The sequence below is a fragment of the Brevibacillus choshinensis genome (genome assembly GCF_016811915.1).
Taxonomy (GTDB): Bacteria; Bacillota; Bacilli; order Brevibacillales; family Brevibacillaceae; genus Brevibacillus; species Brevibacillus choshinensis_A.
The window spans coordinates 227,744-253,333 of the sequence record NZ_CP069127.1; the positions used below are offsets into that span (position 1 = coordinate 227,744).

25 protein-coding genes and 1 other annotated feature are annotated in these 25,590 nt (G+C 49.8%); of the genes, 24 read left to right on the top strand and 1 reads right to left on the bottom strand.

Going from position 1 to position 25,590, the window contains the following annotated elements; translation table 11 throughout:
* The first annotated feature begins 21 nt into the window (after window positions 1-21).
* The 23 genes from gltX to JNE38_RS01410 all read left to right on the top strand — a co-directional run bounded on the left by gltX (window position 22) and on the right by JNE38_RS01410 (window position 24,435).
* Window positions 22-1,488 carry a glutamate--tRNA ligase gene (gene gltX / locus JNE38_RS01300; RefSeq protein ID WP_203354928.1) on the top strand — a complete coding sequence of 489 codons (1,467 nt, stop codon included), beginning with the start codon at window positions 22-24 and terminating at the stop codon, window positions 1,486-1,488.
* A gap of 354 nt (window positions 1,489-1,842) precedes the next feature.
* Window positions 1,843-2,508 carry a serine O-acetyltransferase gene (gene cysE, locus JNE38_RS01305; RefSeq protein ID WP_203357378.1) on the top strand — a complete coding sequence of 222 codons (666 nt, stop codon included), beginning with the start codon at window positions 1,843-1,845 and terminating at the stop codon, window positions 2,506-2,508.
* Window positions 2,489-3,895, top strand: a complete 1,407-nt coding sequence (gene cysS / locus JNE38_RS01310; RefSeq protein ID WP_203354929.1) for a cysteine--tRNA ligase — start codon at window positions 2,489-2,491, stop codon at window positions 3,893-3,895. The genes cysE and cysS overlap by 20 nt, the downstream gene beginning before the upstream one ends.
* A 17-nt stretch (window positions 3,896-3,912) precedes the next feature.
* A complete protein-coding gene (locus tag JNE38_RS01315; RefSeq protein WP_203354930.1) occupies window positions 3,913-4,314 on the top strand; it encodes a Mini-ribonuclease 3 in 402 nt (133 codons plus the stop codon).
* A gap of 2 nt (window positions 4,315-4,316) precedes the next feature.
* Window positions 4,317-5,072: a 23S rRNA (guanosine(2251)-2'-O)-methyltransferase RlmB gene (gene rlmB / locus JNE38_RS01320; protein WP_203354931.1), complete on the top strand. Its 756-nt coding sequence runs from the start codon at window positions 4,317-4,319 to the stop codon at window positions 5,070-5,072.
* Between the two features lies 1 nt (window position 5,073).
* Window positions 5,074-5,598: an NYN domain-containing protein gene (locus JNE38_RS01325; RefSeq protein ID WP_203354932.1), complete on the top strand. Its 525-nt coding sequence runs from the start codon at window positions 5,074-5,076 to the stop codon at window positions 5,596-5,598.
* Window positions 5,599-5,679: 81 nt separating this feature from the next.
* Window positions 5,680-6,330, top strand: coding sequence for an RNA polymerase sporulation sigma factor SigH (gene sigH, locus JNE38_RS01330; protein ID WP_203354933.1), 651 nt, complete (start codon window positions 5,680-5,682; stop codon window positions 6,328-6,330).
* Window positions 6,331-6,627: 297 nt separating this feature from the next.
* Window positions 6,628-6,777: a 50S ribosomal protein L33 gene (gene rpmG / locus JNE38_RS01335; RefSeq protein ID WP_003392018.1), complete on the top strand. Its 150-nt coding sequence runs from the start codon at window positions 6,628-6,630 to the stop codon at window positions 6,775-6,777.
* Window positions 6,777-7,025 carry a preprotein translocase subunit SecE gene (gene secE, locus JNE38_RS01340; protein ID WP_203354934.1) on the top strand — a complete coding sequence of 83 codons (249 nt, stop codon included), beginning with the start codon at window positions 6,777-6,779 and terminating at the stop codon, window positions 7,023-7,025. The genes rpmG and secE overlap by 1 nt, the downstream gene beginning before the upstream one ends.
* A gap of 45 nt (window positions 7,026-7,070) precedes the next feature.
* The gene (gene nusG, locus JNE38_RS01345) at window positions 7,071-7,607 is read left to right on the top strand and encodes a transcription termination/antitermination protein NusG (RefSeq protein WP_005828888.1); all 537 of its coding nucleotides are present in this window, start codon (window positions 7,071-7,073) and stop codon (window positions 7,605-7,607) included.
* 181 nt (window positions 7,608-7,788) lie between these two features.
* Window positions 7,789-8,214 (top strand): 50S ribosomal protein L11, encoded by a 426-nt coding sequence (gene rplK, locus JNE38_RS01350; RefSeq protein ID WP_023558754.1) that lies wholly within the window; start codon window positions 7,789-7,791, stop codon window positions 8,212-8,214.
* Between the two features lie 89 nt (window positions 8,215-8,303).
* Window positions 8,304-8,987 carry a 50S ribosomal protein L1 gene (gene rplA, locus JNE38_RS01355; protein WP_203354935.1) on the top strand — a complete coding sequence of 228 codons (684 nt, stop codon included), beginning with the start codon at window positions 8,304-8,306 and terminating at the stop codon, window positions 8,985-8,987.
* 42 nt (window positions 8,988-9,029) lie between these two features.
* Window positions 9,030-9,195, top strand: a sequence feature (ribosomal protein L10 leader region).
* A 22-nt stretch (window positions 9,196-9,217) separates the two neighbouring features.
* Entirely contained in the window at window positions 9,218-9,733 is a 516-nt protein-coding gene (rplJ, locus tag JNE38_RS01360) for a 50S ribosomal protein L10 (protein WP_203354936.1), read from the top strand.
* Between the two features lie 56 nt (window positions 9,734-9,789).
* The gene (gene rplL / locus JNE38_RS01365) at window positions 9,790-10,152 is read left to right on the top strand and encodes a 50S ribosomal protein L7/L12 (RefSeq protein WP_063231119.1); all 363 of its coding nucleotides are present in this window, start codon (window positions 9,790-9,792) and stop codon (window positions 10,150-10,152) included.
* 138 nt (window positions 10,153-10,290) lie between these two features.
* The gene (locus tag JNE38_RS01370; RefSeq protein WP_203354937.1) at window positions 10,291-10,887 is read left to right on the top strand and encodes a class I SAM-dependent methyltransferase; all 597 of its coding nucleotides are present in this window, start codon (window positions 10,291-10,293) and stop codon (window positions 10,885-10,887) included.
* Between the two features lie 306 nt (window positions 10,888-11,193).
* A complete protein-coding gene (rpoB, locus tag JNE38_RS01375) occupies window positions 11,194-14,736 on the top strand; it encodes a DNA-directed RNA polymerase subunit beta (protein WP_203354938.1) in 3,543 nt (1,180 codons plus the stop codon).
* A gap of 29 nt (window positions 14,737-14,765) precedes the next feature.
* Window positions 14,766-18,392, top strand: coding sequence for a DNA-directed RNA polymerase subunit beta' (gene rpoC, locus JNE38_RS01380; RefSeq protein ID WP_203354939.1), 3,627 nt, complete (start codon window positions 14,766-14,768; stop codon window positions 18,390-18,392).
* 149 nt (window positions 18,393-18,541) lie between these two features.
* On the top strand, window positions 18,542-18,796 hold the full coding sequence (locus tag JNE38_RS01385; protein WP_092276967.1) for a 50S ribosomal protein L7ae-like protein: 255 nt from the start codon (window positions 18,542-18,544) through the stop codon (window positions 18,794-18,796).
* A 120-nt stretch (window positions 18,797-18,916) separates the two neighbouring features.
* A complete protein-coding gene (rpsL, locus tag JNE38_RS01390; RefSeq protein ID WP_005828873.1) occupies window positions 18,917-19,360 on the top strand; it encodes a 30S ribosomal protein S12 in 444 nt (147 codons plus the stop codon).
* Between the two features lie 53 nt (window positions 19,361-19,413).
* On the top strand, window positions 19,414-19,884 hold the full coding sequence (rpsG, locus tag JNE38_RS01395; RefSeq protein ID WP_007716226.1) for a 30S ribosomal protein S7: 471 nt from the start codon (window positions 19,414-19,416) through the stop codon (window positions 19,882-19,884).
* Between the two features lie 71 nt (window positions 19,885-19,955).
* The gene (gene fusA / locus JNE38_RS01400) at window positions 19,956-22,034 is read left to right on the top strand and encodes an elongation factor G (RefSeq protein WP_203354940.1); all 2,079 of its coding nucleotides are present in this window, start codon (window positions 19,956-19,958) and stop codon (window positions 22,032-22,034) included.
* Window positions 22,035-22,152: 118 nt separating this feature from the next.
* Entirely contained in the window at window positions 22,153-23,343 is a 1,191-nt protein-coding gene (gene tuf / locus JNE38_RS01405) for an elongation factor Tu (protein ID WP_203354941.1), read from the top strand.
* Window positions 23,344-23,499: 156 nt separating this feature from the next.
* On the top strand, window positions 23,500-24,435 hold the full coding sequence (locus tag JNE38_RS01410) for a DMT family transporter (protein WP_203354942.1): 936 nt from the start codon (window positions 23,500-23,502) through the stop codon (window positions 24,433-24,435).
* A gap of 18 nt (window positions 24,436-24,453) precedes the next feature.
* Here the strand turns inward: JNE38_RS01410 and JNE38_RS01415 are convergent, their stop codons facing one another.
* Window positions 24,454-24,843, bottom strand: a complete 390-nt coding sequence (locus tag JNE38_RS01415) for a globin domain-containing protein (RefSeq protein ID WP_203354943.1) — start codon at window positions 24,841-24,843, stop codon at window positions 24,454-24,456.
* A 363-nt stretch (window positions 24,844-25,206) separates the two neighbouring features.
* On the opposite strand from JNE38_RS01415, the gene rpsJ reads away from it, so the two are divergent.
* Window positions 25,207-25,515: a 30S ribosomal protein S10 gene (gene rpsJ / locus JNE38_RS01420; RefSeq protein WP_005828858.1), complete on the top strand. Its 309-nt coding sequence runs from the start codon at window positions 25,207-25,209 to the stop codon at window positions 25,513-25,515.
* The last annotated feature ends 75 nt before the right edge of the window (window positions 25,516-25,590 follow it).

The window sequence follows — 25,590 nt, forward strand, 5'->3', positions numbered from 1 at the left end:
TTCATAAGGATGGTGCTACCCATGGCGAAAGAAATCCGCACGCGATATGCTCCTAGTCCTACGGGGCATTTACATATCGGCGGCGCACGTACAGCGCTTTTCAACTACTTGTTTGCGAAACATCACGGCGGGTCCTTCATCGTTCGGATTGAAGATACCGACCAAACGCGCAACAAGGAAAATGCTGACGAAGAGCAGATGAAAAACCTGAAATGGCTCGGTGTCAAATGGGAAGAGGGTACAGACGTTGGCGGTCCTTATGGGCCTTATCGCCAAATGGAACGTCTGGACATCTACCGCACCTATATCGATCAATTGCTCGCTGAAGGGAAAGCGTACTATTGCTACGCGACCAAAGAAGAGCTGGATGCAGAACGTGAAGAGCAGCTCGCTCGCGGAGAGACTCCTCGCATTCTGGAAAAGCATCGTCACGTAACGGATGAGCAGCGCGCACAGTTCGAAGCAGAGGGACGCGTCCCATCCATTCACTTCCTCGTTCATGACGATCGGGAGTATGTGGTTGATGATATGATTCGTGGTCAAGTAACTTTCAATTCCAACGAGATGGGCGACTTCGTCATTTGCCGTCCGGATGGAATTCCGACTTATAACTTTGCGGTTGTCATCGATGACTACCTGATGAAGATCAGTCATGTCATCCGTGGGGAAGAGCATCTGTCCAATACGCCGCGCCAGTTGATGATTTATGAAGCGTTTGGTTGGGAACCGCCTCAATTTGCTCACTTAGCGCTGATCCTGAACCAAGAAGGCAAAAAAATGTCCAAGCGCGACGAGAGCATTCTCCAGTTCATCGAGCAGTACCGTGATCTGGGCTTCTTGCCGGAAGCAATCGTGAATTTCCTCGTGCTCCTCGGCTGGTCTCCAGGCGGAGAAGAAGAGATTTTCCTCATCGACGATTTGATCAAGCTGTTCTCGATGGACCGCGTAAACAAATCGCCTGCCGTATTTGACGCCACCAAGATGAACTGGATGAACAATTTCTATTTGAAGCGCCAGTCGTTGGATATGATCACGGATATGTGCATCCCTCATCTCCAGAAGGCAGGCTTCATCGAAGAGACGCTGTCCGATGAAAGACGCGATTGGGTCCGCAGCATCGTTGGATTGTACCAGGAGCAAATGTCCTACTGTGCGCAAATCGTTCCACTTGCAGCTCTTTTCTTCCTCGACGAAGTGGTGTACGATGAAGAAGCGAGAATGGTGTTGAAAGAACCGCAATTGCCAGAAGTGCTTGCATCATTCGCGAAGCACCTCTTGGCTCAAGAGGAATATCATGTAGATATTATCAAGGCCGCGTTGAAAGAAGTGCAGAAAGAAACGGGTCACAAAGGCAAGGCGTTGTTCATGCCGGTACGTGTAGGAGCCACTGGGCAAGCACACGGACGTGATCTCGCGGAGACGCTGTACTTGCTTGGCCGTGATAAAGTGCTGGGTCGTATCAAGCATGTGATTGAACACGGGGAATAGGCCTTCGCCTATCCGTTTCACCAATAGGAGTTATGCGAAGATCAGGAGAAGTACAGCGGCAGACACGCCAACAGAGAGGACGGAAAGGTGAGAGCCGTCCGACGTGTCCCGTTTGGAAATGCACCTGTGAGCAATGAGCTGAACATGTCCGCAGGCGTGCGTACATCAGTAGGTGAATCGGCAGCCCGCCGTTATCGGGTCATCGAGCAAGATTGTTTCGTGAAGGCGTACGCTGCACGAAGCGATTGGAAGCAGAGTGGAACCACGGTAAAAGGCCGTCTCTGTCCCTTTCTATGCGAAGGGGCAGGGGCGGTTTTTATTTTTGAAAGAAAATCAGGCAGGAGGTGCCACCCAGTGTTTGCACAATTACGAGATGATATTCAGGTTGTATTTGAACGAGACCCGGCCGCGCGAAGCACTCTGGAGGTTGTGATGACCTATTCAGGTTTGCACGCGATATGGGGGCACCGCATTGCCCACAAGTTGTGGAAGGCCCAATGGTGTACACTGGCGCGGGCTGTTTCTCAATTATTCCGTTTTTTTACGGGAATTGAGATACACCCTGGCGCGACAATCGGCAGAGGGTTGTTTATCGATCACGGGATGGGCGTCGTGATCGGAGAGACGTGTGAGATTGGGGACAACGTGACCATCTACCAGGGGGTGACCTTGGGTGGAACAGGCAAGGAAAAGGGAAAGCGACATCCAACAGTGGGCAACGATGTCATTATTGCGACGGGTGCAAAGGTGTTGGGTTCCTTCAAGATTGGCGATAATTCAAAGATAGGGGCAGGCGCAGTTGTTTTGCAGGAGGTGCCCCCCAACTCTACGGTGGTCGGAATCAAGGCGCGGATCGTGATTCAGGATGGGAAGCGCGTCAAATGCGATCTGGACCATGTGAACCTGCCAGACCCTGTGGCAGATACGATCCGTCAAATGCAACGGGAAATTGATCATTTGCGCAAGGAATTGGAACTTTTGAGGGAGGATAAAAAGACTCATGAGCATTCAGTTGACTAATACATTGACTAGGCGAAAAGAGCCGTTCGTACCATTGGAGCCGGGCAAGGTGAAAATGTACGTGTGCGGTCCAACCGTATACAACTACATCCACATCGGGAACTCTCGCCCGGCTATTGTTTTCGACACGCTTCGCCGTTACCTGAAATACCGCGGATACCAGGTTACCTTCGTGCAAAACATCACCGACGTGGACGACAAACTGATTCGTGTGGCCAATGAAGAAGGAACCACCGTGAAGGAAGTGGCTGACCGATTCACGGATGCTTTCAACGAAGACCTGCGTTCCTTGAACGTGCTGCCTCCGGATATTCAGCCGCGCGTCATGCAGACGATTCCGGAAATCATTGAGTTCGTGGAAGGTCTGATCGAAAAAGGCTTTGCTTACGAGAGCGAAGGGGATGTGTATTTCCGCACGGGTCGCTTTGAGGAGTACGGTAAGCTGTCGCACCAACCGTTGGATGATCTGCAGGCAGGGGCGCGCGTGGAGATTAACGAGAAGAAGGAGCATCCGCTCGACTTTGCTCTGTGGAAGTCGGCCAAACCAGGCGAAGTGGCTTGGAGCAGCCCGTGGGGAGAAGGTCGTCCCGGCTGGCACATTGAATGCTCGGCGATGGCTCTCAAATTCCTCGGGGAAGAGATCGACATCCATGCTGGCGGTACGGATCTGGTGTTCCCTCACCATGAAAATGAGATTGCGCAGTCGGAATGCTTGACGGGTAAGGTCTTCGCCCGTTATTGGCTGCACAATGGAATGCTCAACATCAACAACGAAAAAATGTCCAAATCCCTGGGCAATTTCTTGCTGGCGAGAGATTTGGTCAAACAATTCGGCGGTCAGCTGATTCGCTTTTTCATGCTGCTGGGCCATTACCGCAACCCGATCAATTTCAGTGATGACCTGCTGGAGCAAGCGTCCAACGGCTTGGAGAGGATCAAGACGGCTTACACCAATCTAAGCTACCGTCTGGGAACGTCCCGCGCGGAAGAACCAAACGGCCAGGCGTCGGAGCAGGCGCGCATCATTGGTGAGCTGCGGGATAAATTCATCGCCGAAATGGACGATGATCTCAATACGGCGAATGCCATCACTGTTTTGTTTGATGTGGTAAAAGAAGCGAACCTGTACATGAGAAACGAGAATGTGGGTACTCAGGAGATTCAAGCCTACATGGACTTGCTCGCAGAGCTCACGGGCGTACTCGGACTTGTGCTCGAGCAGAAAGAAGAACTCTTGGACAGTGAAATCGACGCGTTGATCGAGGAGCGGACCGAAGCACGCAAGGCACGTAACTTTACGCGTTCAGACGAAATTCGCGACCTGCTAGCTGCAAAAGGAATCGTGCTGGAAGACACTCCACAGGGTGTTCGCTGGCGCCGAAAATAAGGGGCCGAAGATGTGAGATGCAAAAAGAAGAATTAACCCGGGATCCTAATCAGACCAATCCATTGGTGCTTGCTTTTCTCGGCGACGCTACGTATGCCCATTGTGTGAGGTATCATTTGATTGCCAAGGGGCTGGTCAAACCAAACCAGCTCCACAAGACGGCAAACCGTTACGTTTCGGCAAAGGCGCAGGCGAACATCTTGTTGACCCTGCTGCCTACATTGCCGGAAGATGAACTAAGTGTCGTAAAGCGAGGGAGAAATGCCAAGTCTGGATCGACCGCGAAAAATGCGGATATCATTGACTATCGGCATGCGACGGCTTTTGAAGCCCTGATTGGATACCTGTACCTGAATGGGAAAGAAGAGCGGATTGCTGAAATCATGCAGCAGGCTTTTGCGATTGTGGAAGGAGAATAACGATGAGTGAAGAGTGGATTCTCGGGAAAAACCCGGTGATTGAAGCGCTCCGTTCGGGGCGTACGATTAATAAAATCTGGATCGCGGAAGGAACCAATAAAAACTTGATGGCTCCTGTCTTTGCTTTGGCCAAGGAGCAGGGCGTAATCGTGACCACAGCCAATCGAAAAAAGCTGGATCAGCTTGTGTCCACGGATAACCATCAAGGCGTGGTGGCATCGGTTGCTGCTTACGACTATGTCGAAGTGGACGATATTTTGAAGCGGGCAGAGGAAAAGGGCCAGCCGCCTTTTATTTTGTTGCTGGACGAGCTGGAGGATCCGCACAATCTCGGCTCGATCATGAGGACAGCTGACGCGGTAGGCGCGCATGGCGTCATCATTCCGAAAAGACGCTCCGTGAGCTTGACGGCGACGGTTGCCAAAGCATCTGCAGGCGCGATCAACTATGTGCCGGTAGCGAGGGTTACCAATCTGGTCCGCACGATGGAAGAGCTGAAGGAGCGCGGAGTCTGGATTGCGGGCACGGATGCGAGCGCCAAGCAGGATTTCCGCCAAGGGGATTACACCATGCCGCTTGCGATTGTCATTGGCAGCGAGGGTAAAGGGATGAGCCGATTGGTCCGGGAGAACTGTGATTTCTTGTACAGCCTGCCTATGGCTGGAAATGTCACGTCCCTGAATGCTTCTGTGGCAGCCGCCCTGTTGATGTACGAAGTTTACCGTTCCAGGAGTCCACTTCCGACGCGGGTGAAGTAACATGGCCAAGAAGAAAGCCAAGCAGCTGTTGATCGTGGATGGCTACAATATCATCGGTGCCTGGCCGGATCTGCGCCTGTTGAAAGATCAGGATCGCATGGACGAGGCTCGTGATCTATTGGTCTCCAAAATGGCCGAATACCAGAGCTTCACAGGTATGAAAGTTATCATTGTCTTTGACGCGTACAATGTGCCGGGGACTGGTCGGCAAATCGAGGACTACCAGGTTGAGATCTACTTTACGAAGAAAAAGGAGACGGCTGACGAAAAAATCGAGCAGCTTGTCTCCGAATTTCACCAGAAAAATCGACAAATCTACGTAGCTACCTCGGACTATACCTCCCAGCGTGTCATTTTTGGGCAAGGAGCGTTGCGCAAATCCGCGCGGGAGTTGCTGCTTGATATGGAAGTCGCAGGGAAAGAAATCAAACAGCAAGTGGAGCAAACCAAGGAAGAACGCTTCTCCAAACGCATTCCGTTGAATGATGAAATAGCGAAAATATTCGAAAAATGGAGAAGGGAATAACTTGGATTCGGTTGACGCTTTTTTACGGCCCATGTATAATAACGCTATCTATGGAGAAACCGGTTGGCGGAGGGATCATTTGTGAGTGTTGACCTCAAGGAGCTAATGCATGCCCAATATGAACTGATGACCGACGAAGAAGTTGTCGACCTGGTTCGCGATAATGATTCCGAAGCGCTCGAGTACTTGATCAACAAGTACAAGAACTTTGTGCGCGCCAAAGCCAGATCCTATTTTCTTATTGGGGCTGATCGTGAAGACATCGTACAGGAAGGCATGATTGGCCTGTACAAGTCGATTCGCGACTTCCGAGGGGACAAGCTCACTTCTTTCAAGGCATTTGCCGAGCTGTGCATCACACGTCAAATCATTACGGCAATCAAGACGGCTACTAGACAAAAACATATACCTCTCAACTCATACGTGTCACTAGATAAGCCTATTTATGACGAGGATTCTGACCGGACGCTGCTCGATGTGATTTCGGGTACGAAGGTGACAGATCCCGAGGAACTGTTCATCAACCGTGAAGAGTTTGATGATATTGAAGGCAAAATGAGCGAGATTTTGAGCGACCTGGAGCGCCAGGTGCTGATGCTCTATCTAGACGGCAGATCCTATCAGCAGATTGCAGTTGAGCTCAAACGTCACGTGAAATCGATTGATAATGCGCTGCAGCGCGTCAAGCGAAAGCTGGAGCGTTACTTGGAAGGTAGAGAGATTCATCTGTAAAAACAGAGAATCTCTCTTTTATTTCATAACGAGAAATACTTGCATGTACATAAGTTTAGGCTAGGTAAAATCTGGGCTTTTGATGGAACAAAATGTTTTCCCTTTGTCAAGCCGTTTTGTTGACATGGGTTTTTGGGTGTGATAAATTTGTTTAGGTAGCCATAGACTCTTATCTCTCTTGTTCTATGGCTGCTTTGGTGAAATGGTCAGGAAAAAGTAGCGGTTTTCCCGTACTATTAATCATCGGGTTTACTTTCAACTAATAGCAGGTTTGAAATGAGATGGAGGTGGCAATAAATGCGAGTAAACATCACGTTGGCGTGCACCGAGTGTGGCGAGCGTAACTATATCTCCACCAAGAACAAGCGCACCACAACTGAACGTGTTGAACTGAAAAAGTATTGCTCCCGTGACAAGAAGCAAACCCTTCATCGCGAGACGAAGTAATGGTTGACGCGACGAAGTCTGGGGGTGGCAAAGTGGGTTTTATAGCACGAATCGGAGCCAGTTTTCGCCGAACCGGTGGATTTTTTGGCGACGTAATGTCCGAACTGAAGAAAGTTCGCTGGCCTAATCGTAAGGAACTGACGACCTATACATTGGTTGTTATGGTTACGGTTGTGCTTTTGGCGATATTCTTCTTCGTCGTTGATTTGGGTATCTCGCGCTTGATCGATTTGATTCTAGGAACGTAATTTTGCAAGTCTTAGGAGGGACGGACGGTAATCGTCCTGGTGGATATGGAAAAAGCATGGTATGTCGTTCATACGTACTCAGGTTACGAAAACAAGGTTAAAACCAATCTGGAGAAGCGCGTCGAGTCGATGGGCATGGAAGACAAGATCTTTCGCGTTCTTGTCCCCACTGAAGAAGAGGTGGAGACCAAGGATGGTAAAAAGCGCACCGTCACGAAAAAAGTGTTTCCTGGATACGTCCTTGTTGAAATGGTGATGACGGACGACTCTTGGTATGTCGTGCGCAACACTCCTGGGGTTACCGGCTTTGTCGGATCCACGGGCGCCGGTTCCAAACCGACAGCGCTGCGTCCTGAAGAGGCCGATACGATCCTCAAGCAAATGGGGATCGAAATTCCCAAGATCAGAGTCGATTTTGCTCTCCGCGATATGGTACGCGTCACAGATGGTCCGTTTTCCAATCGCACCGGGGAGATTATCGAGATTCACCCGGACAGGCAGAAGGTCCGCGTATTGGTGGACATCTTCGGTCGCGAAACACCGGTAGAGCTAGACTTTACACAAGTTCAAAAATTGGATTAGGATTCAACTTGAAAAGTATCGCGCTATGTGGTACATTTCATTTTGTTTTTACAATCCCACAACAATATTTGGGGTTTCTTGCACTCTCACTATAGATCTGAAAGTCTCATAGACTTTCACCAAACGGTGGGAGGGGGCATTCCCCCGTAATAACCACATGTGAAGTAAGGAGGTGTCTTACGTGGCTAAGAAGGTTATCCGCGTAATCAAATTGCAAATCCCAGCAGGTAAAGCGAATCCTGCACCTCCAGTAGGTCCGGCTCTCGGTCAAGCTGGTGTAAACATCATGGGATTCTGTAAAGAATTCAACGCTCGCACTGAAAGCGAAGCAGGTATGATCATTCCGGTGGAAATCACCGTATTCGAAGATCGTTCCTTCACTTTCATCACGAAGACTCCACCAGCTGCTGTTCTCTTGAAAAAAGCTGCTGGCATCGAGTCCGGTTCTGGTGTACCAAACAAAACAAAAGTTGCTACCCTGAAACGCGACAAAGTTCGTGAAATCGCTGAACTGAAGCGTCCTGACCTGAATGCAGCATCCGTTGAAGCGGCTATGCGCATGGTAGAAGGTACAGCTCGTTCCATGGGTATCGTAATCGAAGACTAATTGTCTTGGTGCAAGGGGGCACAGACGTTGTGCCCCCCTGTCTGTGGGAGGATTAACCGCTACGACCACATTGAAGGGAGATTTAAAACATGGCCAAAAAAGGTAAGAAATATCAAGAGGCTGTAAAGCTCGTTGATAAAAACAAAGTTTACGAAGTAGCAGAAGGTATTGAGCTGGTTAAAAAAGCAGCTACTGCTAAATTCGATGAGACTGTTGAAGCAGCATTCCGCCTGGGTGTAGACCCTAAGCGTGCTGACCAACAAATCCGTGGCGCAGTTGTACTGCCTCATGGTACTGGTAAAGTTCAACGTGTTCTGGTATTCGCAAAAGGCGAGAAAGCGAAAGATGCAGAAGCAGCTGGCGCAGACTACGTAGGCGATGCAGACATGATCGCAAAAATTCAAGGTGGCTGGTTCGACTTTGACGTCGTAGTAGCTACTCCAGATATGATGGGTGAAGTAGGTAAATTGGGTCGTGTACTCGGTCCAAAAGGCCTGATGCCAAACCCTAAAACCGGTACTGTTACTTTCGACGTAACAAAAGCGGTTAACGAAATCAAAGCTGGTAAAATTGAGTACCGCGTTGACAAAGCAGGTAACATCCACGCTCCGATCGGTAAGGCTTCTTTCGATGCAGAGAAATTGGTTGACAACCTGGCAGCGCTGACTGAAGCACTGAACCGTGCGAAACCAGCTGCAGCAAAAGGCGTTTACATGAAAAATGTAACACTGAGCTCCACTATGGGTCCTGGTGTACGCGTTGCTGTAAAATAATGACACTTGACTTCCTTTTGGGAAGTTGATACGATAGTGCCTGTTGATGAAAAGAATATGCCGTAGACAGAAGGTGCGAGGCTCTCGCGAGTCAAGCTTAATATCCCTCCGAGGCGTGTAATGTACGAAAGAGGAAACGACGCTTTCCTTTGACGATAGAGCATTATGCCCTCGTGAATGTCTGCGAGGGCATTCTTCATTTTCTAGATAGAGCACGGGAGGTGTAAACAATGGCAGAAATTCGTCCAACCGTTATTCGTGAAGAGAAAGTACAAGCGATCAACGAAATCGCTGGCAAACTGCGCGAAAGCCAAACCACAGTGGTGGCTGACTACCGCGGTCTGACTGTAGCCCAAGTTACTGAGCTGCGCAAACAATTGCGTGAAGCAGGTGTTGAGTTCCAGGTGTTGAAAAACTCCCTGACTCGCTTGGCTACTGAGAAAGAAAGCCTGACTGAACTGGATCAATATCTGACTGGCCCGAACGCTCTGGCGTTCTCCAAAGACGATATCATCGCTCCAGCGAAGATCATTGCTGACTTCGCGAAGAAAAACGACAAGCTGGAAATCAAAGGTGGCGTAATCGAAGGTAAAGTTGTTGGTGCTGAACAAATCAAAGCACTGGCTTCTCTTCCATCCCGCGAAGGTCTCCTTTCCATGCTTCTCTCCGTCCTGCAAGCTCCAATGCGCAACGTTGCACTGGCAGTCAAAGCAGTGGCAGAACAAAAAGAAGGTCAAGGCGCGTAATCGCCTGATCGGCTAGTAACAACTAAAAACTTTTCCTTGAATGGGAGGATTTCAAAATGTCTAAAGAGCAAATCTTGGAAGCCATCAAAGGCATGTCCGTTCTCGAACTGAACGACCTGGTAAAAGCAATTGAAGAAGAATTCGGTGTAACTGCTGCTGCTCCTGTAGCTGTAGTTGCTGGTGGCGCTGCTGAAGCTGCTGCTGAGCAAACTGAATTCACTGTAAACCTGGTAAGCGGCGGCGCTTCCAAAATCAACGTTATCAAAGTTGTTCGCGAGCTGACTGGTCTGGGTCTGAAAGAAGCAAAAGACCTGGTAGACAACGCTCCAAAAACACTCAAAGAGGGCGTTTCCAAAGACGAAGCAGAAGCTCTCAAAGCGAAACTCGAAGAAGCTGGCGCACAAGTAGAAGTAAAGTAAGTTAGCTTCCCAATGGAAATCCCCTTGCCTGCGGCAGGGGGTTTTTCTGTAAGAGCCAAGTTTTCTAGTGGGTCTTTACTAGAGATGCTTGAGCGCTATTGTTGCTTTTGTATGGATGAAGAAAGGTGGATCACATACGTGTCAGATCACTACTACACCAACAGGCCAGGTGCCGCGCATGACGAACAGCAATTTTCTTTTGTACTCCGTGATATTGAGCTGCGGTTTTTTACAGATGCGGGAGTATTTTCTCGAGATCGAATCGACTTTGGCAGTGTGCTGCTTATCGAAACGATGAAACTAGCTCCCCATGCGCGAGTGCTTGATGTAGGGTGTGGTTATGGTCCTATCGGCCTCACTGCTGCAAAGCTCGCTACTGAGGGGCGGGTAACCATGATTGATGTCAATGAGCGTGCTGTCAGCTTGGCCCGTCGAAACGCAGAAGCAAATGGCATCAAGAATGTCGATATCCGCGTGAGTGATGTTTACAGCGGTGTGCAGGGCGAAACGTTTGATGTCATCTTGACCAATCCGCCGATCCGCGCAGGAAAAGAGATTGTTCATCGCATCTTTACGGAAGGCTACGATCTTCTCGCTGAAGGCGGAGAGATGTGGGTGGTCATTCAAAAAAAGCAGGGCGCTCCGTCTGCACTAAAGAAACTGCAGGAAACTTATCGGGAAGTGGAAGAGGTGGACCGCTCCAAAGGGTACTTCATTTTCCGTGCAGTGAAATGAGCAAGAAAATGTTTTTAGAAAACTTTTCTTGACGCGTATATTTCATTGTGGTAGCATTATAAAATGTCAATATGGGATAAATGTCTATTTTTCAGTAATTCCCTGTCTGTCAAGCATTTTCTTCTTTTTTCCTTTGGAAGGAATGTTCGAGTAAAAACATGGGAATTCTTTTAAAATAGAGTTTCTCTGGGTTAAAAATGGTTTTACTGCTTTAACCCATTTTTATTTGTGAGGCATTCGCTGCGAATTGAAGTAGCTGAATGCCAAGTTTCTATGTGTGAAAACACAACCTGAGGGGTGAATAAGTTGGCAGGTAAAGTGATTCAAAGTGGCCGACACCGCCAGCGTCGTACGTATTCACGTATTAACGAAGTGCTGGGCCTTCCAAATCTCATCGAGATTCAGCAAAAGTCCTACCAATGGTTCCTTGATGAGGGGCTGCGTGAGATGTTCCAAGACATTTCGCCAATCCAGGACTTCACTGGCAATCTCGTGCTGGAGTTTATCGACTACAGCTTGGGAGAGCCAAAGTACGATGTTGACGAGTCGAAAGAACGTGACGTCACCTATGCGGCGCCTCTGCGTGTGAAGGTACGTTTGTTGAACAAAGAGACGGGAGAAGTGAAGGAACAAGAAGTCTTCATGGGGGACTTCCCGCTCATGACTGAAACGGGAACCTTCATTATTAACGGGGCTGAGCGTGTCATTGTCAGCCAGCTTGTTCGTTCCCCCAGTGTATATTACAACACCAAAGTGGACAAAAACGGCAAGCAGACGTTTACGGCAACCGTAATCCCGAACCGCGGGGCATGGCTGGAGTTGGAGACCGATGCGAAAGACGTGATTTATGTCCGCATCGACCGTACGCGAAAAATCCCGGTAACGGTCCTTTTGCGTGCACTGGGCTTTGGTTCTGACATCGAGATCCTCAACTTGCTGGGTGAAGACGAGTACATCAAGAACACGCTGGAAAAAGACAATACCGACTCTACCGAGAAAGCGCTGATCGAAATCTATGAGCGCCTTCGTCCGGGTGAGCCGCCAACAGTCGAAAACGCGAAGAGCCTTTTGATCTCTCGCTTCTTCGATCCAAAGCGCTATGACCTCGCTTCTGTTGGTCGTTACAAAATGAACAAGAAGCTTCATCTGAAAAACCGTCTGTACAATCAGCGTTTGGCTGAAACATTGGTAGATACCAGCACGGGTGAGATTTTTGCCGAAGCCGGCCAAATGATCGATCGCCGTATCTTGGATCGTATCCTGCCAGCACTGGAAGAAAGCATCAATTTCATTGATGTTCGTACACATGGCGGCGTTCTGGAAGACGAAGCTATTCATCTGCAATCGATTAATATTTTCTCTCCGATTGAAGATGGGAAAATCATCAAGGTAATCGGAAATGGAAATGTAGATAAATCGTTCAAGCATATCACTCCTTCTGATATCGTAGCGGCGATCAACTACTTCATGAATCTGTTGCATGGTGTCGGTTCTACAGACGATATTGACCACTTGGGCAACCGTCGTCTGCGTTCCGTGGGTGAGCTCTTGCAGAACCAGTTCCGTATCGGGTTGTCCCGTATGGAGCGCGTAGTACGCGAGCGCATGTCCATCCAGGACCAGAACCAGATCACCCCGCAAGCGCTGATCAACATCCGTCCAGTGATCGCATCGCTGAAGGAGTTCTTCGGTAGCTCGCAGCTGTCTCAGTTCATGGATCAGACGAACCCGCTGGCAGAGCTGACGCACAAACGTCGTCTCTCCGCACTCGGACCTGGTGGTTTGACTCGTGAGCGCGCAGGCTTTGAAGTGCGCGACGTTCACCATTCCCACTACGGCCGTATGTGTCCAATTGAAACGCCAGAGGGTCCAAACATTGGTTTGATCAACTCCCTGTCGTCTTTTGCACGCATCAACGACTACGGCTTTATCGAGACGCCTCGTCGTAAGGTAGACCCGGAGACCGGTTTCGTTTTGACCGAGATCAGCTACCTGACAGCGGACGAAGAAGACGTGTTCAACGTGGCACAGGCAAACCAACCGCTTGACGAAGATGGGCGTTTCGTCAACGACATGGTTATTTGCCGTCGTAAAGGTGAGATCCTGAGCGTTCCACGTGACAAGGTTGACTTCATGGACGTATCGCCGAAGCAGGTTGTATCTGTAGCGACCGCTTTGATTCCGTTCCTGGAAAACGATGACGCCAACCGCGCATTGATGGGTTCCAACATGCAGCGGCAGGCCGTTCCGCTTTTGATTCCACAGGCACCGTTCGTAGGTACCGGTATGGAACACAAAGCAGCGCAGGATTCCGGGGTAGCGATCGTAGCCAAGCATCCGGGTCAAGTAGAGCGTGTGACTGCCCGTGAGATCTGGATTCGTCGTTACAAGGAAATCGACGGCAAGAAGGTTGCTGGCGATATCGATAAGTACAAAATGCACAAGTTTATCCGTTCCAACCAAGGTACGTGCATCAACCAACGCCCGATCGTAAGCCGCGGCGACTGGATTGAAAAGGGCGATATCATTGGTGACGGCCCATCCACCGAAAAAGGTGAATTGGCTCTCGGTCGTAACGTGATCGTCGCGTTTATGACGTGGGAAGGATACAACTACGAAGACGCGATTCTTCTTTCTGAGAAACTGGTAAAAGACGACGTTTATACGTCTATCCATATCGAAGAATACGAATCCGAAGCTCGTGACACCAAGCTCGGTCCGGAAGAAATCACCCGCGATATCCCGAACGTAGGGGAAGACGCGCTGAAGAACCTGGACGAACGCGGAATTATCCGTGTGGGTGCGGAAATTCAGGACGGCGACATTCTGGTTGGGAAGGTTACACCTAAAGGGGTAACAGAACTGACTGCAGAAGAACGACTCCTGCACGCGATTTTCGGAGAAAAGGCACGCGAAGTTCGCGATACGTCCCTGCGCGTACCGCACGGTGGTTCCGGTATCATCGTAGACGTAAAAGTATTTACCCGCGAGAACGGTGATGAGCTGCCTCCTGGCGTAAATCAACTGGTACGTGTCTACATCGCCCAAAAACGGAAAATCTCCGTGGGTGACAAAATGGCGGGACGCCACGGTAACAAAGGGGTTATTGCCCGCATCATGCCTGAAGAAGACATGCCATTTTTGCCAGACGGTTCTCCAGTAGAGATCGTACTCAACCCATTGGGCGTACCTTCTCGGATGAACATCGGTCAGGTACTCGAGACTCACCTCGGTATGGCTGCCAAGCTCCTCGGTATCCACGTGGCGACGCCGGTATTTGACGGCGCGCGTCAGGCGGAAGTATTCGAGACATTGGAAGAAGCCGGTCTGGACCGCGACGGTAAAACCATCCTGTACGATGGACGTACGGGTGAACCGTTCGATCGCCGTGTAACAGTCGGTTGCGTATACATGCTGAAACTCGCTCACTTGGTGGATGACAAAATCCACGCCCGTTCTACGGGTCCATACTCTCTCGTTACCCAACAGCCATTGGGTGGTAAAGCCCAATTTGGTGGACAACGTTTCGGGGAGATGGAGGTTTGGGCACTGGAAGCATACGGTGCTGCCTACACCTTGCAGGAAATCCTTACCGTCAAGTCCGATGACGTCGTGGGCCGCGTGAAAACGTACGAAGCGATTGTCAAAGGAGAAAACGTTCCAGAGCCAGGCGTTCCTGAGTCCTTCAAAGTATTGATCAAGGAACTGCAAAGCTTGGGTATGGACGTGAAGATCCTGTCTGGAGACGAGCAAGAGATTGAAATGCGCGAAATGGAAGACGAGGATGAGGGCAGTGGCGAAAAACTGAACCTCGTGCTCGAAGGCGGAAGCTTGAACGACGACGAGTAAGATTCCGGTACAAAGGGAGGTAACGCCCTGTGATAGACGTGAACAACTTCGAATATATGAAGATCGGCTTGGCTTCCCCCGATAAGATCCGTTCGTGGTCTTTCGGGGAAGTCAAAAAGCCGGAAACGATCAACTACCGTACACTCAAACCGGAAAAAGACGGCTTGTTTTGTGAACGCATCTTTGGACCGACCAAAGACTGGGAGTGCCATTGCGGTAAATACAAACGTGTTCGCTATAAAGGTGTAGTGTGCGATCGTTGCGGCGTGGAAGTGACTCGCGCCAAAGTACGTCGTGAGCGTATGGGGCACATTGAGCTGGCTGCCCCAGTTTCTCACATCTGGTACTTCAAAGGGATTCCGAGCCGTATGGGTCTGGTTCTCGACATGTCTCCTCGTTCCCTCGAAGAAGTGATTTACTTTGCTTCTTATGTGGTTACGGATCCAGGAGACACTCCTCTCGATAAAAAGCAGCTGCTCTCCGAAAAAGAGTACCGCAACTATCGTGAGAAGTACGGCCACTCTTTCCAGGCGATGATGGGTGCAGAAGCGATCAAGCGTCTGCTCGCAGAAATCGATCTGGATAAAGATGTGGAAACGCTGAAAGAAGATCTGAAAACGGCTCAAGGACAACGTCGCAACCGTGCGATCAAACGTCTGGAAGTACTCGAGGCTTTCCGCAACTCCGGCAACAACCCGGATTGGATGGTTCTGGATGTATTGCCAGTGATTCCGCCGGAGCTTCGTCCGATGGTTCAATTGGATGGTGGTCGTTTCGCTACCTCCGACCTGAACGATCTGTACCGCCGTGTGATCAACCGTAACAATCGTCTGAAGCGCCTGCTCGAGCTGGGTGCTCCTGACATCATCGTGCAAAACGAAAAGCGGATGCTGCAGGAAGCGGTAGACGCGCTTATCGATAACGGTCGTCGTGGACGTCCGGTAACAGGACCAGGTAACCGTCCTCTGAAATCCCTCAGCCACATGCTGAAAGGGAAACAAGGTCGCTTCCGTCAAAACCTGCTCGGTAAACGTGTAGACTACTCCGGTCGTTCCGTTATCGTAGTAGGTCCAAACCTGAAGATGTATCAGTGCGGTCTGCCAAAAGAAATGGCACTGGAGCTCTTCAAGCCGTTCGTGATGAAAGAGCTGGTGGCAAAAGGCCTCGCTCACAACATCAAGAGCGCTAAGCGCAAGGTAGAACGCGTTCAGCCTGAAGTTTGGGACGTTCTCGAAGATGTCATTCGCGAGCATCCAGTTCTGTTGAACCGCGCCCCCACCTTGCACCGTCTGGGTATCCAGGCGTTCGAACCAGTATTGGTCGAAGGTCGCGCGATCCGTCTGCATCCACTTGTATGTACCGCATACAACGCGGACTTTGACGGTGACCAAATGGCTGTTCACGTTCCGTTGTCCGCAGAGGCGCAAGCAGAAGCACGCATCCTCATGCTGGCAGCTCAAAATATCTTGAACCCGAAAGACGGTAAGCCAGTAGTTACGCCATCCCAGGACATGGTGCTTGGTTCCTACTACCTCACACTGGAGCGCGAAGGCGACCGTGGCGAGGGTACCGTTTACCGTGATCCGCACGATGCAATTGCTGCGTACCAGCAAGGCTTCGTGAGCCTGCAGACTCGCATTGCCATTCCGGCGAAGAGCTTGAAGAAAACAAGCTTCACTGAGCGCCAACAGAACGCGCTTCTCGTCACTACTGTCGGGAAAGTCATCTTTAACGAGATCTTCCCTCCAGAGCTGCCGTTCATTAACGCTCCGACGAAGTCCAACCTGCAAAACATGGTTCCGGATGAGTACTTTATTTTCGAAAAAGGTACCAATGTGACGGAGTTTGTCAAAGCTCTTCCAGATCCGGGTGCTGTGAAAAAAGGCTTCCTGGGTACGATCATCTCCGAGTGCTTCCGTCGCTTCGGCACGATGAAAACGTCCATGATCCTCGACAAAATCAAAGAGCTCGGCTTTACGTATTCCACGAAAGCCGGTATCACGATTGCCGTTGCGGACATTGCCGTACCAGGGAAGAAGAAAGACATCCTCGACGAAGCCGATCAAAAGGTTGCGACTGTCATGACGCAATTCCGTCGCGGTCTGATCACCGAAGACGAGCGCTATGACCGCGTTATCTCCATCTGGTCCAAAGCCAAAGATGAAGTAACCGAAGTGTTGATGAAGTCGATGGATAAGTTCAATGCGATCTTCATGATGGCGAACTCCGGTGCCCGTGGTAACGTATCCCAGATCACTCAGCTGGCTGGTATGCGCGGTCTGATGGCAAACCCATCCGGTCGAATCATCGAGTTGCCGATTAAATCGAACTTCCGTGAAGGTCTGACCGTTTTGGAGTACTTTATCTCCACGCACGGTGCGCGGAAAGGTCTCGCCGATACGGCACTGCGTACTGCGGACTCGGGTTACCTGACTCGTCGTCTCGTAGACGTTGCCCAAGACGTGATCGTCCGCGAAAAAGATTGCGGAACCGATAAAGGGATTCGTGTTACAGCAATCAAGGATGGTAAGGAAGAAATCGAGAAGCTGTCTGACCGTCTGGTTGGACGTACATGCTTCGAGACACTCCGCCACCCTGAAACCAAAGAAGTCATCGTTGGCCGCAACGAGGAAATTTCCGAAGAAGTGGCTGAGTATATCGAGAAAGTCGGTATTACCGAAGTTTACATCCGTAACGTATTGGCTTGCCGCACCAGCCATGGTGTCTGCAAACTTTGCTACGGACGCAACCTGGCGACAGGAGCCGAAGTGGAAGTTGGGGAAGCAGTCGGTATTATCGCTGCTCAATCCATTGGTGAGCCGGGTACCCAGCTGACCATGCGTACCTTCCATACCGGTGGGGTTGCGGGAGACGACATCACCCAAGGTTTGCCGCGTATTCAAGAGCTTTTCGAAGCGCGCAATCCAAAAGGTCAGGCTGTCATCTCCGAGATCGACGGGGAAGTATCCGACATTCGCGAAGGCAAAGACCGTCGTGAAATCGAAGTGCGCGGGGAAGCAGAAAGCAAGGTGTATGCTGCTCCATACGGCGCTCGCATCAAGGTATCTGTCGGTGCCAAGCTGAATGCCGGGGATGAGCTCACCGAGGGTTCTGTTGACCCGAAAGAAATGCTGAAAGTTCGCGGCATGCGCGGCGTTTCCAACTACATCCTGCAAGAGGTGCAAAAAGTGTACCGTATGCAAGGGGTAGAAATTAACGACAAGCACGTCGAGGTTATGATTCGCCAGATGCTCCGCAAACTGCGTGTCATCGACAGCGGCGATACCGATCTCTTGCCAGGCTCTTACGTAGAAGTACCAGAGTTCGAGCAAGCGAACGCAAAAGTGTTGATCGAAGGAAGAAACCCAGCAGTAGGTCGTCCGGTTCTTTTGGGGATTACCAAAGCATCCCTGGAAACCGACTCCTTCCTGTCGGCAGCATCCTTCCAAGAAACGACACGTGTTCTTACCGATGCAGCGATCAAAGGAAAAGTGGACCGCCTGCTAGGTCTGAAAGAGAACGTAATTATCGGGAAACTGGTACCAGCTGGTACAGGTATGTCCCGTTACCGCAATATCAAAGTAGCAAGTCAAGTGGATTACGAAGCAGAACTGGAAGCGCTGAATGCGCAGCAAGAAGCAGTTTCGGTAGAGTAATCTAGGGAAAGCGCCCATGCATGAGCGTGGGCGCTTTTCCAAATCTTTTTCTGCAAAAAAAATAGTAGTCGGGCCGTTGACATTCGAAAGCCCACCTGATATTATATTCAAGTGTGCCTGACATCTGTACTTTGGAGGATATGAGAATCATGTCTTATGAAAAAGTAGAGCGGGCCAAGGAGTTAACGATCGGTATCAAGCAAACGATTAAAGCTGTAGAACACCAACAGGTAGAAGCAGTTTACATCGCAATTGATGCTGACAAGCGTTTGACCCAAAAAGTCGAGCTCCTTTGCAAAGAGAAGGGTGTTCCAGTCATTCATGTAGATTCCATGCGTCGTTTAGGCAAAGCGTGCGGAATTGAAGTGGGAGCGGCTACGGCTGCGATTAAAAAAAGTGGTTAACGATGTTTTTGTCCGTGTTTACACGTTGCGTAGGTTTGGACAAGGACTTTCTATTTGACCAAAAATGACTCACCTGGATCTGTGGTCTTGAGATTGGGTATTAAGAAGGGAGGTAACATCATGCCTACAATTAACCAATTGGTACGTAAAGGTCGCGAGGATAAGGTTGTGAAGTCGAAGTCCCCAGCTCTTCAAAAAGGGTACAACAGCTTCAAGAAAAGCCAAACCAACCAAAGCTCTCCTCAAAAACGTGGTGTTTGCACCCGTGTAGGTACCATGACTCCGAAAAAACCAAACTCCGCGTTGCGTAAATACGCTCGTGTGCGTTTGACTAACGGTATCGAGGTAACAGCTTACATCGGTGGTATTGGCCACAACCTGCAAGAGCATAGCGTCGTGCTTGTGCGCGGCGGTCGTGTAAAAGACTTGCCAGGGGTACGCTACCATATCGTCCGTGGTGCTCTTGACACTGCTGGTGTGAACAACCGTAAACAAGGTCGTTCCAAGTACGGTACTAAACGTCCAAAACCAGGTCAAGCAGCTGCAGCAGCGAAAAAGAAATAAGAAAACGCCCGTGAGTTGGCGTGAATTGATAACGAAAAGAAGGAGGGAATACGATGCCTCGTAAAGGTCCTGTAACCCGTCGTGACGTGCTGCCTGACCCTATTCACAACAGCAAACTGGTTACTCGTTTGATTAACCGTCTGATGTTGGATGGTAAGCGCGGTGTAGCACAGAACATTCTCTACAACGCATTTGACATCATCCAGGAGCGCACAGGTCGCAACCCGATGGAAGTTTTCGAAGAAGCACTGAAAAACGTAATGCCTGTACTGGAAGTAAAAGCTCGCCGTGTAGGTGGTGCTAACTACCAAGTACCAATCGAAGTAAAACCGGAGCGCCGCACCACTCTTGGTCTGCGTTGGATGGTTAACTACTCCCGTAACCGCGGTGAGAAAACCATGGAACAACGCCTGGCTAACGAGATCATGGATGCTGCTAACAACACCGGTGCAGCAGTGAAAAAGCGTGAAGACACGCACAAGATGGCTGAAGCGAACAAAGCGTTTGCTCACTATCGTTGGTAGGAAATTGAATCGGGTGTCCGCATTGGATGCCCGTTTATTCAAAAACACGAGTATGGAAGGAGCATACCTGAATGGCTCGCGAGTTCTCTTTGCCGAATACGCGTAATATCGGTATCATGGCTCACATCGATGCTGGTAAGACGACAACGACTGAGCGTATTCTGTTCTACACCGGTCGCGTTCACAAGATTGGTGAGGTGCACGAAGGTGCAGCTACCATGGACTGGATGGAACAAGAGCAAGAGCGCGGTATCACCATCACTTCGGCTGCTACTACTGCTCAATGGAATGGTCATCGAATCAACATCATCGATACACCAGGCCACGTAGACTTCACTGTAGAAGTTGAGCGCTCCCTGCGCGTTCTTGACGGTGCTGTAACCGTTTTTGACGCAAAAGGTGGCGTTGAGCCGCAAACCGAAACCGTATGGCGCCAAGCTGACCGTTATGGCGTACCGCGTATGTGCTACATCAACAAAATGGATATTCTGGGTGCTAACTTCGAAATGACCTTGGGCCAGATCAAAACTCGCCTGGGTGCAAATCCAGTAGCTATCCAATATCCAATTGGTGCAGAAGACCAATTCAAAGGCATGGTTGACCTGATCGAAATGAAGGCAATCGTGTACACCGATGACCTGGGCAAAACTTCTGACTCCACTGAAATCCCTGCTGATCTGAAAGAAAGATGTGAAGAGCTCCGCCTCGCATTGGTTGAAGCAGCAGCAGAACAAGACGAAGAGCTCATGATGAAGTACTTGGAAGGCGAAGAGCTGACCAACGACGAAATCCGTGCTGCTTTGCGTAAAGGTACCATCGAGTGCAAACTGACTCCTGTAATGTGCGGTTCTTCTTACCGCAACAAAGGCGTTCAGCCTATGCTCGATAACGTAGTAACCTATCTGCCATCTCCGGTAGATATCCCAGCAATCAAAGGTACTTTGCCTGACTCTGAAGACGAAGTTGAACGTCCTGCTGACGACAACGGTCCGTTCTCTGCTCTTGCATTCAAGATCATGACTGACCCGTACGTAGGCCGTCTGACTTTCTTCCGCGTTTACTCTGGCGTACTGAACTCCGGTTCTTACGTGCTGAACTCTACTAAAGGTAAACGTGAACGTGTAGGTCGTATCCTGCAAATGCACGCAAACCACCGCGAAGAGATCCAAACGGTTTACTCCGGTGACATCGCTGCCGCTGTAGGTTTGAAAGATACCACAACTGGTGACACTCTGTGCGATGAAAAGTCTCCTGTAATCCTGGAGTCCATGGAATTCCCAGAGCCAGTTATCTCTGTTGCGATCGAACCAAAATCCAAAGCAGACCAAGACAAGATGGGTATCGGCCTGTCCAAGCTGGCTGAAGAGGATCCAACGTTCCGTACGCGCACAGACGAAGAAACCGGTCAAACTATCATCTCCGGTATGGGTGAGCTTCACCTGGAGATCATCGTTGACCGTCTGAAACGTGAATTTAAAGTCGAGTCGAACGTAGGTGCACCACAAGTTGCTTACCGCGAGACATTCCGCAAAGAAGCAAAAGTGGAAGGTAAATTCGTTCGTCAGTCCGGTGGTCGTGGTCAATACGGTCACGTTTGGGTGGAGTTCGCTCCTCTCGAACCAGGTCAAGGCTTCCAATTCGAGAACAAAATCGTCGGTGGTGTGGTACCGCGTGAATACATCCCTGCTGTTCAAGCAGGTATCGAAGAATCGATGAAAAATGGTGTTATCGCCGGCTTCCCGCTGGTTGATATCAAAGCTACTATCGTAGACGGTAGCTACCATGATGTCGACTCCTCCGAGATGGCATTTAAAGTAGCAGGTTCTCTCGCTTTGAAAGAAGCTGCGAAAAAATGTGGCGCTGTATTGCTCGAGCCAATCATGAAAGTAGAAGTTACTATGCCGGAAGAGTACATGGGCGACGTAATGGGCGACCTGAACTCCCGCCGCGGTCGTATCGAAGGTATGGAAGCTCGTGCTAACGCACAAGTAATCCGTGCAATGGTACCACTGTCCGAGATGTTCGGTTACTCCACAGTTCTTCGTTCCCGTACCCAAGGCCGTGGCGTTTACTCCATGGTGATCGACCACTACGAAGAAGTACCTAAATTCATCGCTGAAGAGATCGTTAAGAAATCCAAAGGCGAATAATTGCAGGTACCGCTTTATCTTGAAACAGGAAAGGTTTACAATATTGAAGGGACAACCAATCGTAGGGTAAACCTTTCTTCAACACATATACCCTTATATATAAGGAGGCTTTTCTCTCATGGCAAAAGCGAAATTTGAACGGAATAAACCACACGTTAACATCGGTACTATCGGTCACGTTGACCATGGTAAAACTACCCTGACTGCTGCTATTACAACTGTATTGGCACAACAAGGTAAAGCACAAGCTATGAACTACGCTGCAATTGACGCTGCTCCAGAAGAAAAAGAGCGCGGTATCACAATCAACACTGCTCACGTTGAGTATGAAACTGACAACCGTCACTACGCTCACGTTGACTGCCCTGGTCACGCGGACTATGTGAAAAACATGATTACTGGTGCTGCTCAAATGGACGGCGCAATCCTGGTTGTATCCGCAGCTGATGGCCCTATGCCACAAACTCGCGAACACATCCTGTTGTCCAAACAAGTAGGTGTACCATACATCGTAGTATTCATGAACAAATGCGACATGGTAGACGATGAAGAGTTGTTGGAACTGGTTGAAATGGAAATCCGTGACCTGCTGTCCCAATACGACTTCCCAGGTGACGACACTCCAGTAATCAAAGGTTCTGCTAAAGAAGCTTTGGATAACCCAACTGGTGACTGGGCTAAGAAAATCGCTGAGTTGATGGACGCTGTTGACAGCTACATCCCAACTCCTGAGCGTGCAACTGACAAGCCTTTCCTGATGCCTGTAGAGGACGTGTTCACGATCACTGGTCGTGGTACAGTTGCTACTGGTCGCGTAGAGCGCGGTGTAGTTAAAGTTGGTGACCAAGTAGAAATCATCGGCTTGGCTGAAGAAACTAAAAACACAACTGTAACTGGCGTTGAGATGTTCCGCAAATTGCTGGATTCCGCTCAAGCTGGTGACAACATCGGTGCTTTGCTGCGCGGTGTTGACCGTAAAGACATCGAGCGTGGACAATGCTTGGCGAAACCAGGTTCCGTTAAGCCTTACACCAAGTTCAAAGCAGAAGTTTACGTTCTGTCCAAAGAAGAAGGCGGACGTCACACTCCTTTCTTTGCTAACTACCGTCCACAATTCTACTTCCGTACAACTGACGTAACAGGTATCATCCAACTGCCAGAAGGCGTTGAAATGATCATGCCTGGCGACAACACTGAGTTCACTGTTGAACTGATCGCTCCAGTAGCGATGGAACAAGGTACTCGCTTCGCGATCCGCGAAGGTGGCCGTACAGTAGGCGCTGGCGTTGTAGCTTCCATCGAATCCTAATCGATTCATATAAAACCCGACAACCTCGTGTTGTCGGGTTTTTTTATTTCATAACGATTATCGGATATATTCATAACCCCCATCAAAATGATTCAAACAGTATGGTGGAACGAATGTGCTACAATACGATCATGATTTGGATGGGGGAAGACAGAGATGAGAAGCAAAGAGCGCTTGTTGTTTTTCATGTTAGCGGGCGTAGTGATGCTTTGGGGGTTAAATGTCGTCATGGTCAAATATTTGACGACGTTTCCGCCGATGTATGTCGCAGCGATCCGCATGACGATTGCGGGAGTCATTTTGGCACCGATTATTTATCAGTATCGAAAACAGCTTCGGATCGGCATGACGAATTGGTTTTTACTAGCAGGAGTGGGGGCGAGCTCGATCGCCATGCATCAAATCACGCTGGCAACAGGCGTACAGTATACATCAGCAGGGAACGCCTCGCTGATACTTGGGTTGAATCCCTTGGCTACCGCGCTTTTGGCGATGCTGCTGCTTGGTGAGGGAATGTCTTGGCGTAAAGGTCTGGGAATCGCGGTGGGATTTGCGGGTGTGCTGATTGTAGTGATATCCCAGCATGGCGGTATTCACATGAACGGCTGGGGAGACGCCATCATGTTCTTCTCCATGCTGATGTATGTGACGGGTGGTTTGCTGATTCGAAAGCTCGCGCTGCGTGGAATACCCGTCTTGCTCATTACCGTCATGTCACAATGGTTCGGTATTTTATTCCTTTGGATCGCGGCGCTTTCCGTTCAACCGGCCTCCTACTATATCGGTTTAGAGGTAACTCCATTTCAGTGGCTGGTCATTCTGGCATCAGCCATCCTTTCGACGGCAATTGGTTCGGTGGGCTGGAATTACGGAATTCGACAATTGGGCGCGAGCAGAACGGCTGTGTTTTTGAACGGAATGCCGATGGCCAGCCTGCTGTTTGCTGCACTGTTCTTGGGGGAGCGACTGCAGCTCGTCCACTTGCTGGCACTGCTCATGATTGTCGGTGGTGTCTATCTCGGCTCGCGAAATACGACGAAGCCAGCAGCTTCTCCGACAGTCATACCTTCGGATGTTACGACAAAAGCGTAGGGGGAGCCCCTACGCTTTTTATTGTTGTTCCCACTGATTGACCATGTGATGAGCGGTCAGTCTCAGTCTATCAAAAATGTGGTCGCGGATTTCTCCTTCGAGACCTGCCTGATCCATGGCTTTTTGCATGCAGGAGAGCCAAGCTTGGGCTTGTATCGTTCCGATGGGGAAGCGCATATGACGTGCTCTCAGCATGGGGTGGCCGTGGATATCGGAATAGAGGGTAGGTCCTCCGAGAAACTGCGTCAAAAATTGATATTGGCGCTCTTTTACCTCGGTGAAATCGTCCGGAAAGAGAGGTGCCAGATCCGGGTGCTGCTTCACGTGATCGTAGAAAATATCGACAAGGCGAGCCAATGTATCTGCTCCGCCAATCATTTCATAAGGGGTGCGGTTGTCACCAGACATCAGTCATTTCCTCCTTTGTGTGACTAGTCCATCCATAGTATAACGTGTTCCTTCTATTATAGATAGTTTCAAACAGCAAAGCCGCAGTTGGCAACCAATCCCGCTTGCTATTCTACCGTGTTCTCTGTAATATGTTCAGAGTGAGTTGGTTGCGCATGACTCGCTTGTACAAAAAAAGTACGGGAGCCTAAGAAAAAACTTGCGTTGCCCAATGCTTTTTAGTACAATAGTGAATGTTGGTCATGGACTTGCGATGATGTGGGAGGTTGCTGACACACCCGGCCCCTTTGCCATGACCGGGGTGCAGGATATTTCCACGGAGAAATGTCTGTTTAGAAAATGGGCGAAAAAGGAGGGACTAAAATGGCAAAGCAAAAGATTCGTATTCGTTTGAAGGCGTATGATCACAAAATCCTGGATCAGTCTGCAGAGAAAATCGTAGACACTGCGAAGCGTTCCGGTGCAAATGTATCCGGTCCAATTCCACTCCCTACGGAGAAAGCTGTTTACACAATCCTGCGTGCGGTTCATAAGTACAAAGATTCTCGCGAGCAATTCGAGATGCGTACTCACAAGCGTTTGATCGACATTCTGAATCCTACACCACAAACAGTAGATGCTTTGATGCGTCTGGATCTGCCGTCTGGTGTGGATATCGAGATCAAACTGTAAGGTCCCAAAACGCGATACACGCGCAGGCGTTGTCTTGCTAAGCGTGTTATACCAAGCAACAAACCCCTGAAATGG

Coding starts and splice junctions, on each gene's coding strand:
- JNE38_RS01410 (WP_203354942.1), top strand. CDS start 23,500: ATGAGAAGCAAAGAGCGCTTGTTGTTTTTCATGTTAGCGGGCGTAGTG.
- JNE38_RS01325 (WP_203354932.1), top strand. CDS start 5,074: ATGGCCAAGAAGAAAGCCAAGCAGCTGTTGATCGTGGATGGCTACAAT.
- gltX (WP_203354928.1), top strand. CDS start 22: ATGGCGAAAGAAATCCGCACGCGATATGCTCCTAGTCCTACGGGGCAT.
- JNE38_RS01385 (WP_092276967.1), top strand. CDS start 18,542: ATGTCTTATGAAAAAGTAGAGCGGGCCAAGGAGTTAACGATCGGTATC.
- cysS (WP_203354929.1), top strand. CDS start 2,489: ATGAGCATTCAGTTGACTAATACATTGACTAGGCGAAAAGAGCCGTTC.
- rpmG (WP_003392018.1), top strand. CDS start 6,628: ATGCGAGTAAACATCACGTTGGCGTGCACCGAGTGTGGCGAGCGTAAC.
- rlmB (WP_203354931.1), top strand. CDS start 4,317: ATGAGTGAAGAGTGGATTCTCGGGAAAAACCCGGTGATTGAAGCGCTC.
- JNE38_RS01415 (WP_203354943.1), bottom strand. CDS start 24,843: ATGTCTGGTGACAACCGCACCCCTTATGAAATGATTGGCGGAGCAGAT.
- rpsL (WP_005828873.1), top strand. CDS start 18,917: ATGCCTACAATTAACCAATTGGTACGTAAAGGTCGCGAGGATAAGGTT.
- rpsJ (WP_005828858.1), top strand. CDS start 25,207: ATGGCAAAGCAAAAGATTCGTATTCGTTTGAAGGCGTATGATCACAAA.
- rplA (WP_203354935.1), top strand. CDS start 8,304: ATGGCCAAAAAAGGTAAGAAATATCAAGAGGCTGTAAAGCTCGTTGAT.
- nusG (WP_005828888.1), top strand. CDS start 7,071: ATGGAAAAAGCATGGTATGTCGTTCATACGTACTCAGGTTACGAAAAC.
- tuf (WP_203354941.1), top strand. CDS start 22,153: ATGGCAAAAGCGAAATTTGAACGGAATAAACCACACGTTAACATCGGT.
- rplL (WP_063231119.1), top strand. CDS start 9,790: ATGTCTAAAGAGCAAATCTTGGAAGCCATCAAAGGCATGTCCGTTCTC.
- rplJ (WP_203354936.1), top strand. CDS start 9,218: ATGGCAGAAATTCGTCCAACCGTTATTCGTGAAGAGAAAGTACAAGCG.
- fusA (WP_203354940.1), top strand. CDS start 19,956: ATGGCTCGCGAGTTCTCTTTGCCGAATACGCGTAATATCGGTATCATG.
- JNE38_RS01315 (WP_203354930.1), top strand. CDS start 3,913: ATGCAAAAAGAAGAATTAACCCGGGATCCTAATCAGACCAATCCATTG.
- rpsG (WP_007716226.1), top strand. CDS start 19,414: ATGCCTCGTAAAGGTCCTGTAACCCGTCGTGACGTGCTGCCTGACCCT.
- secE (WP_203354934.1), top strand. CDS start 6,777: ATGGTTGACGCGACGAAGTCTGGGGGTGGCAAAGTGGGTTTTATAGCA.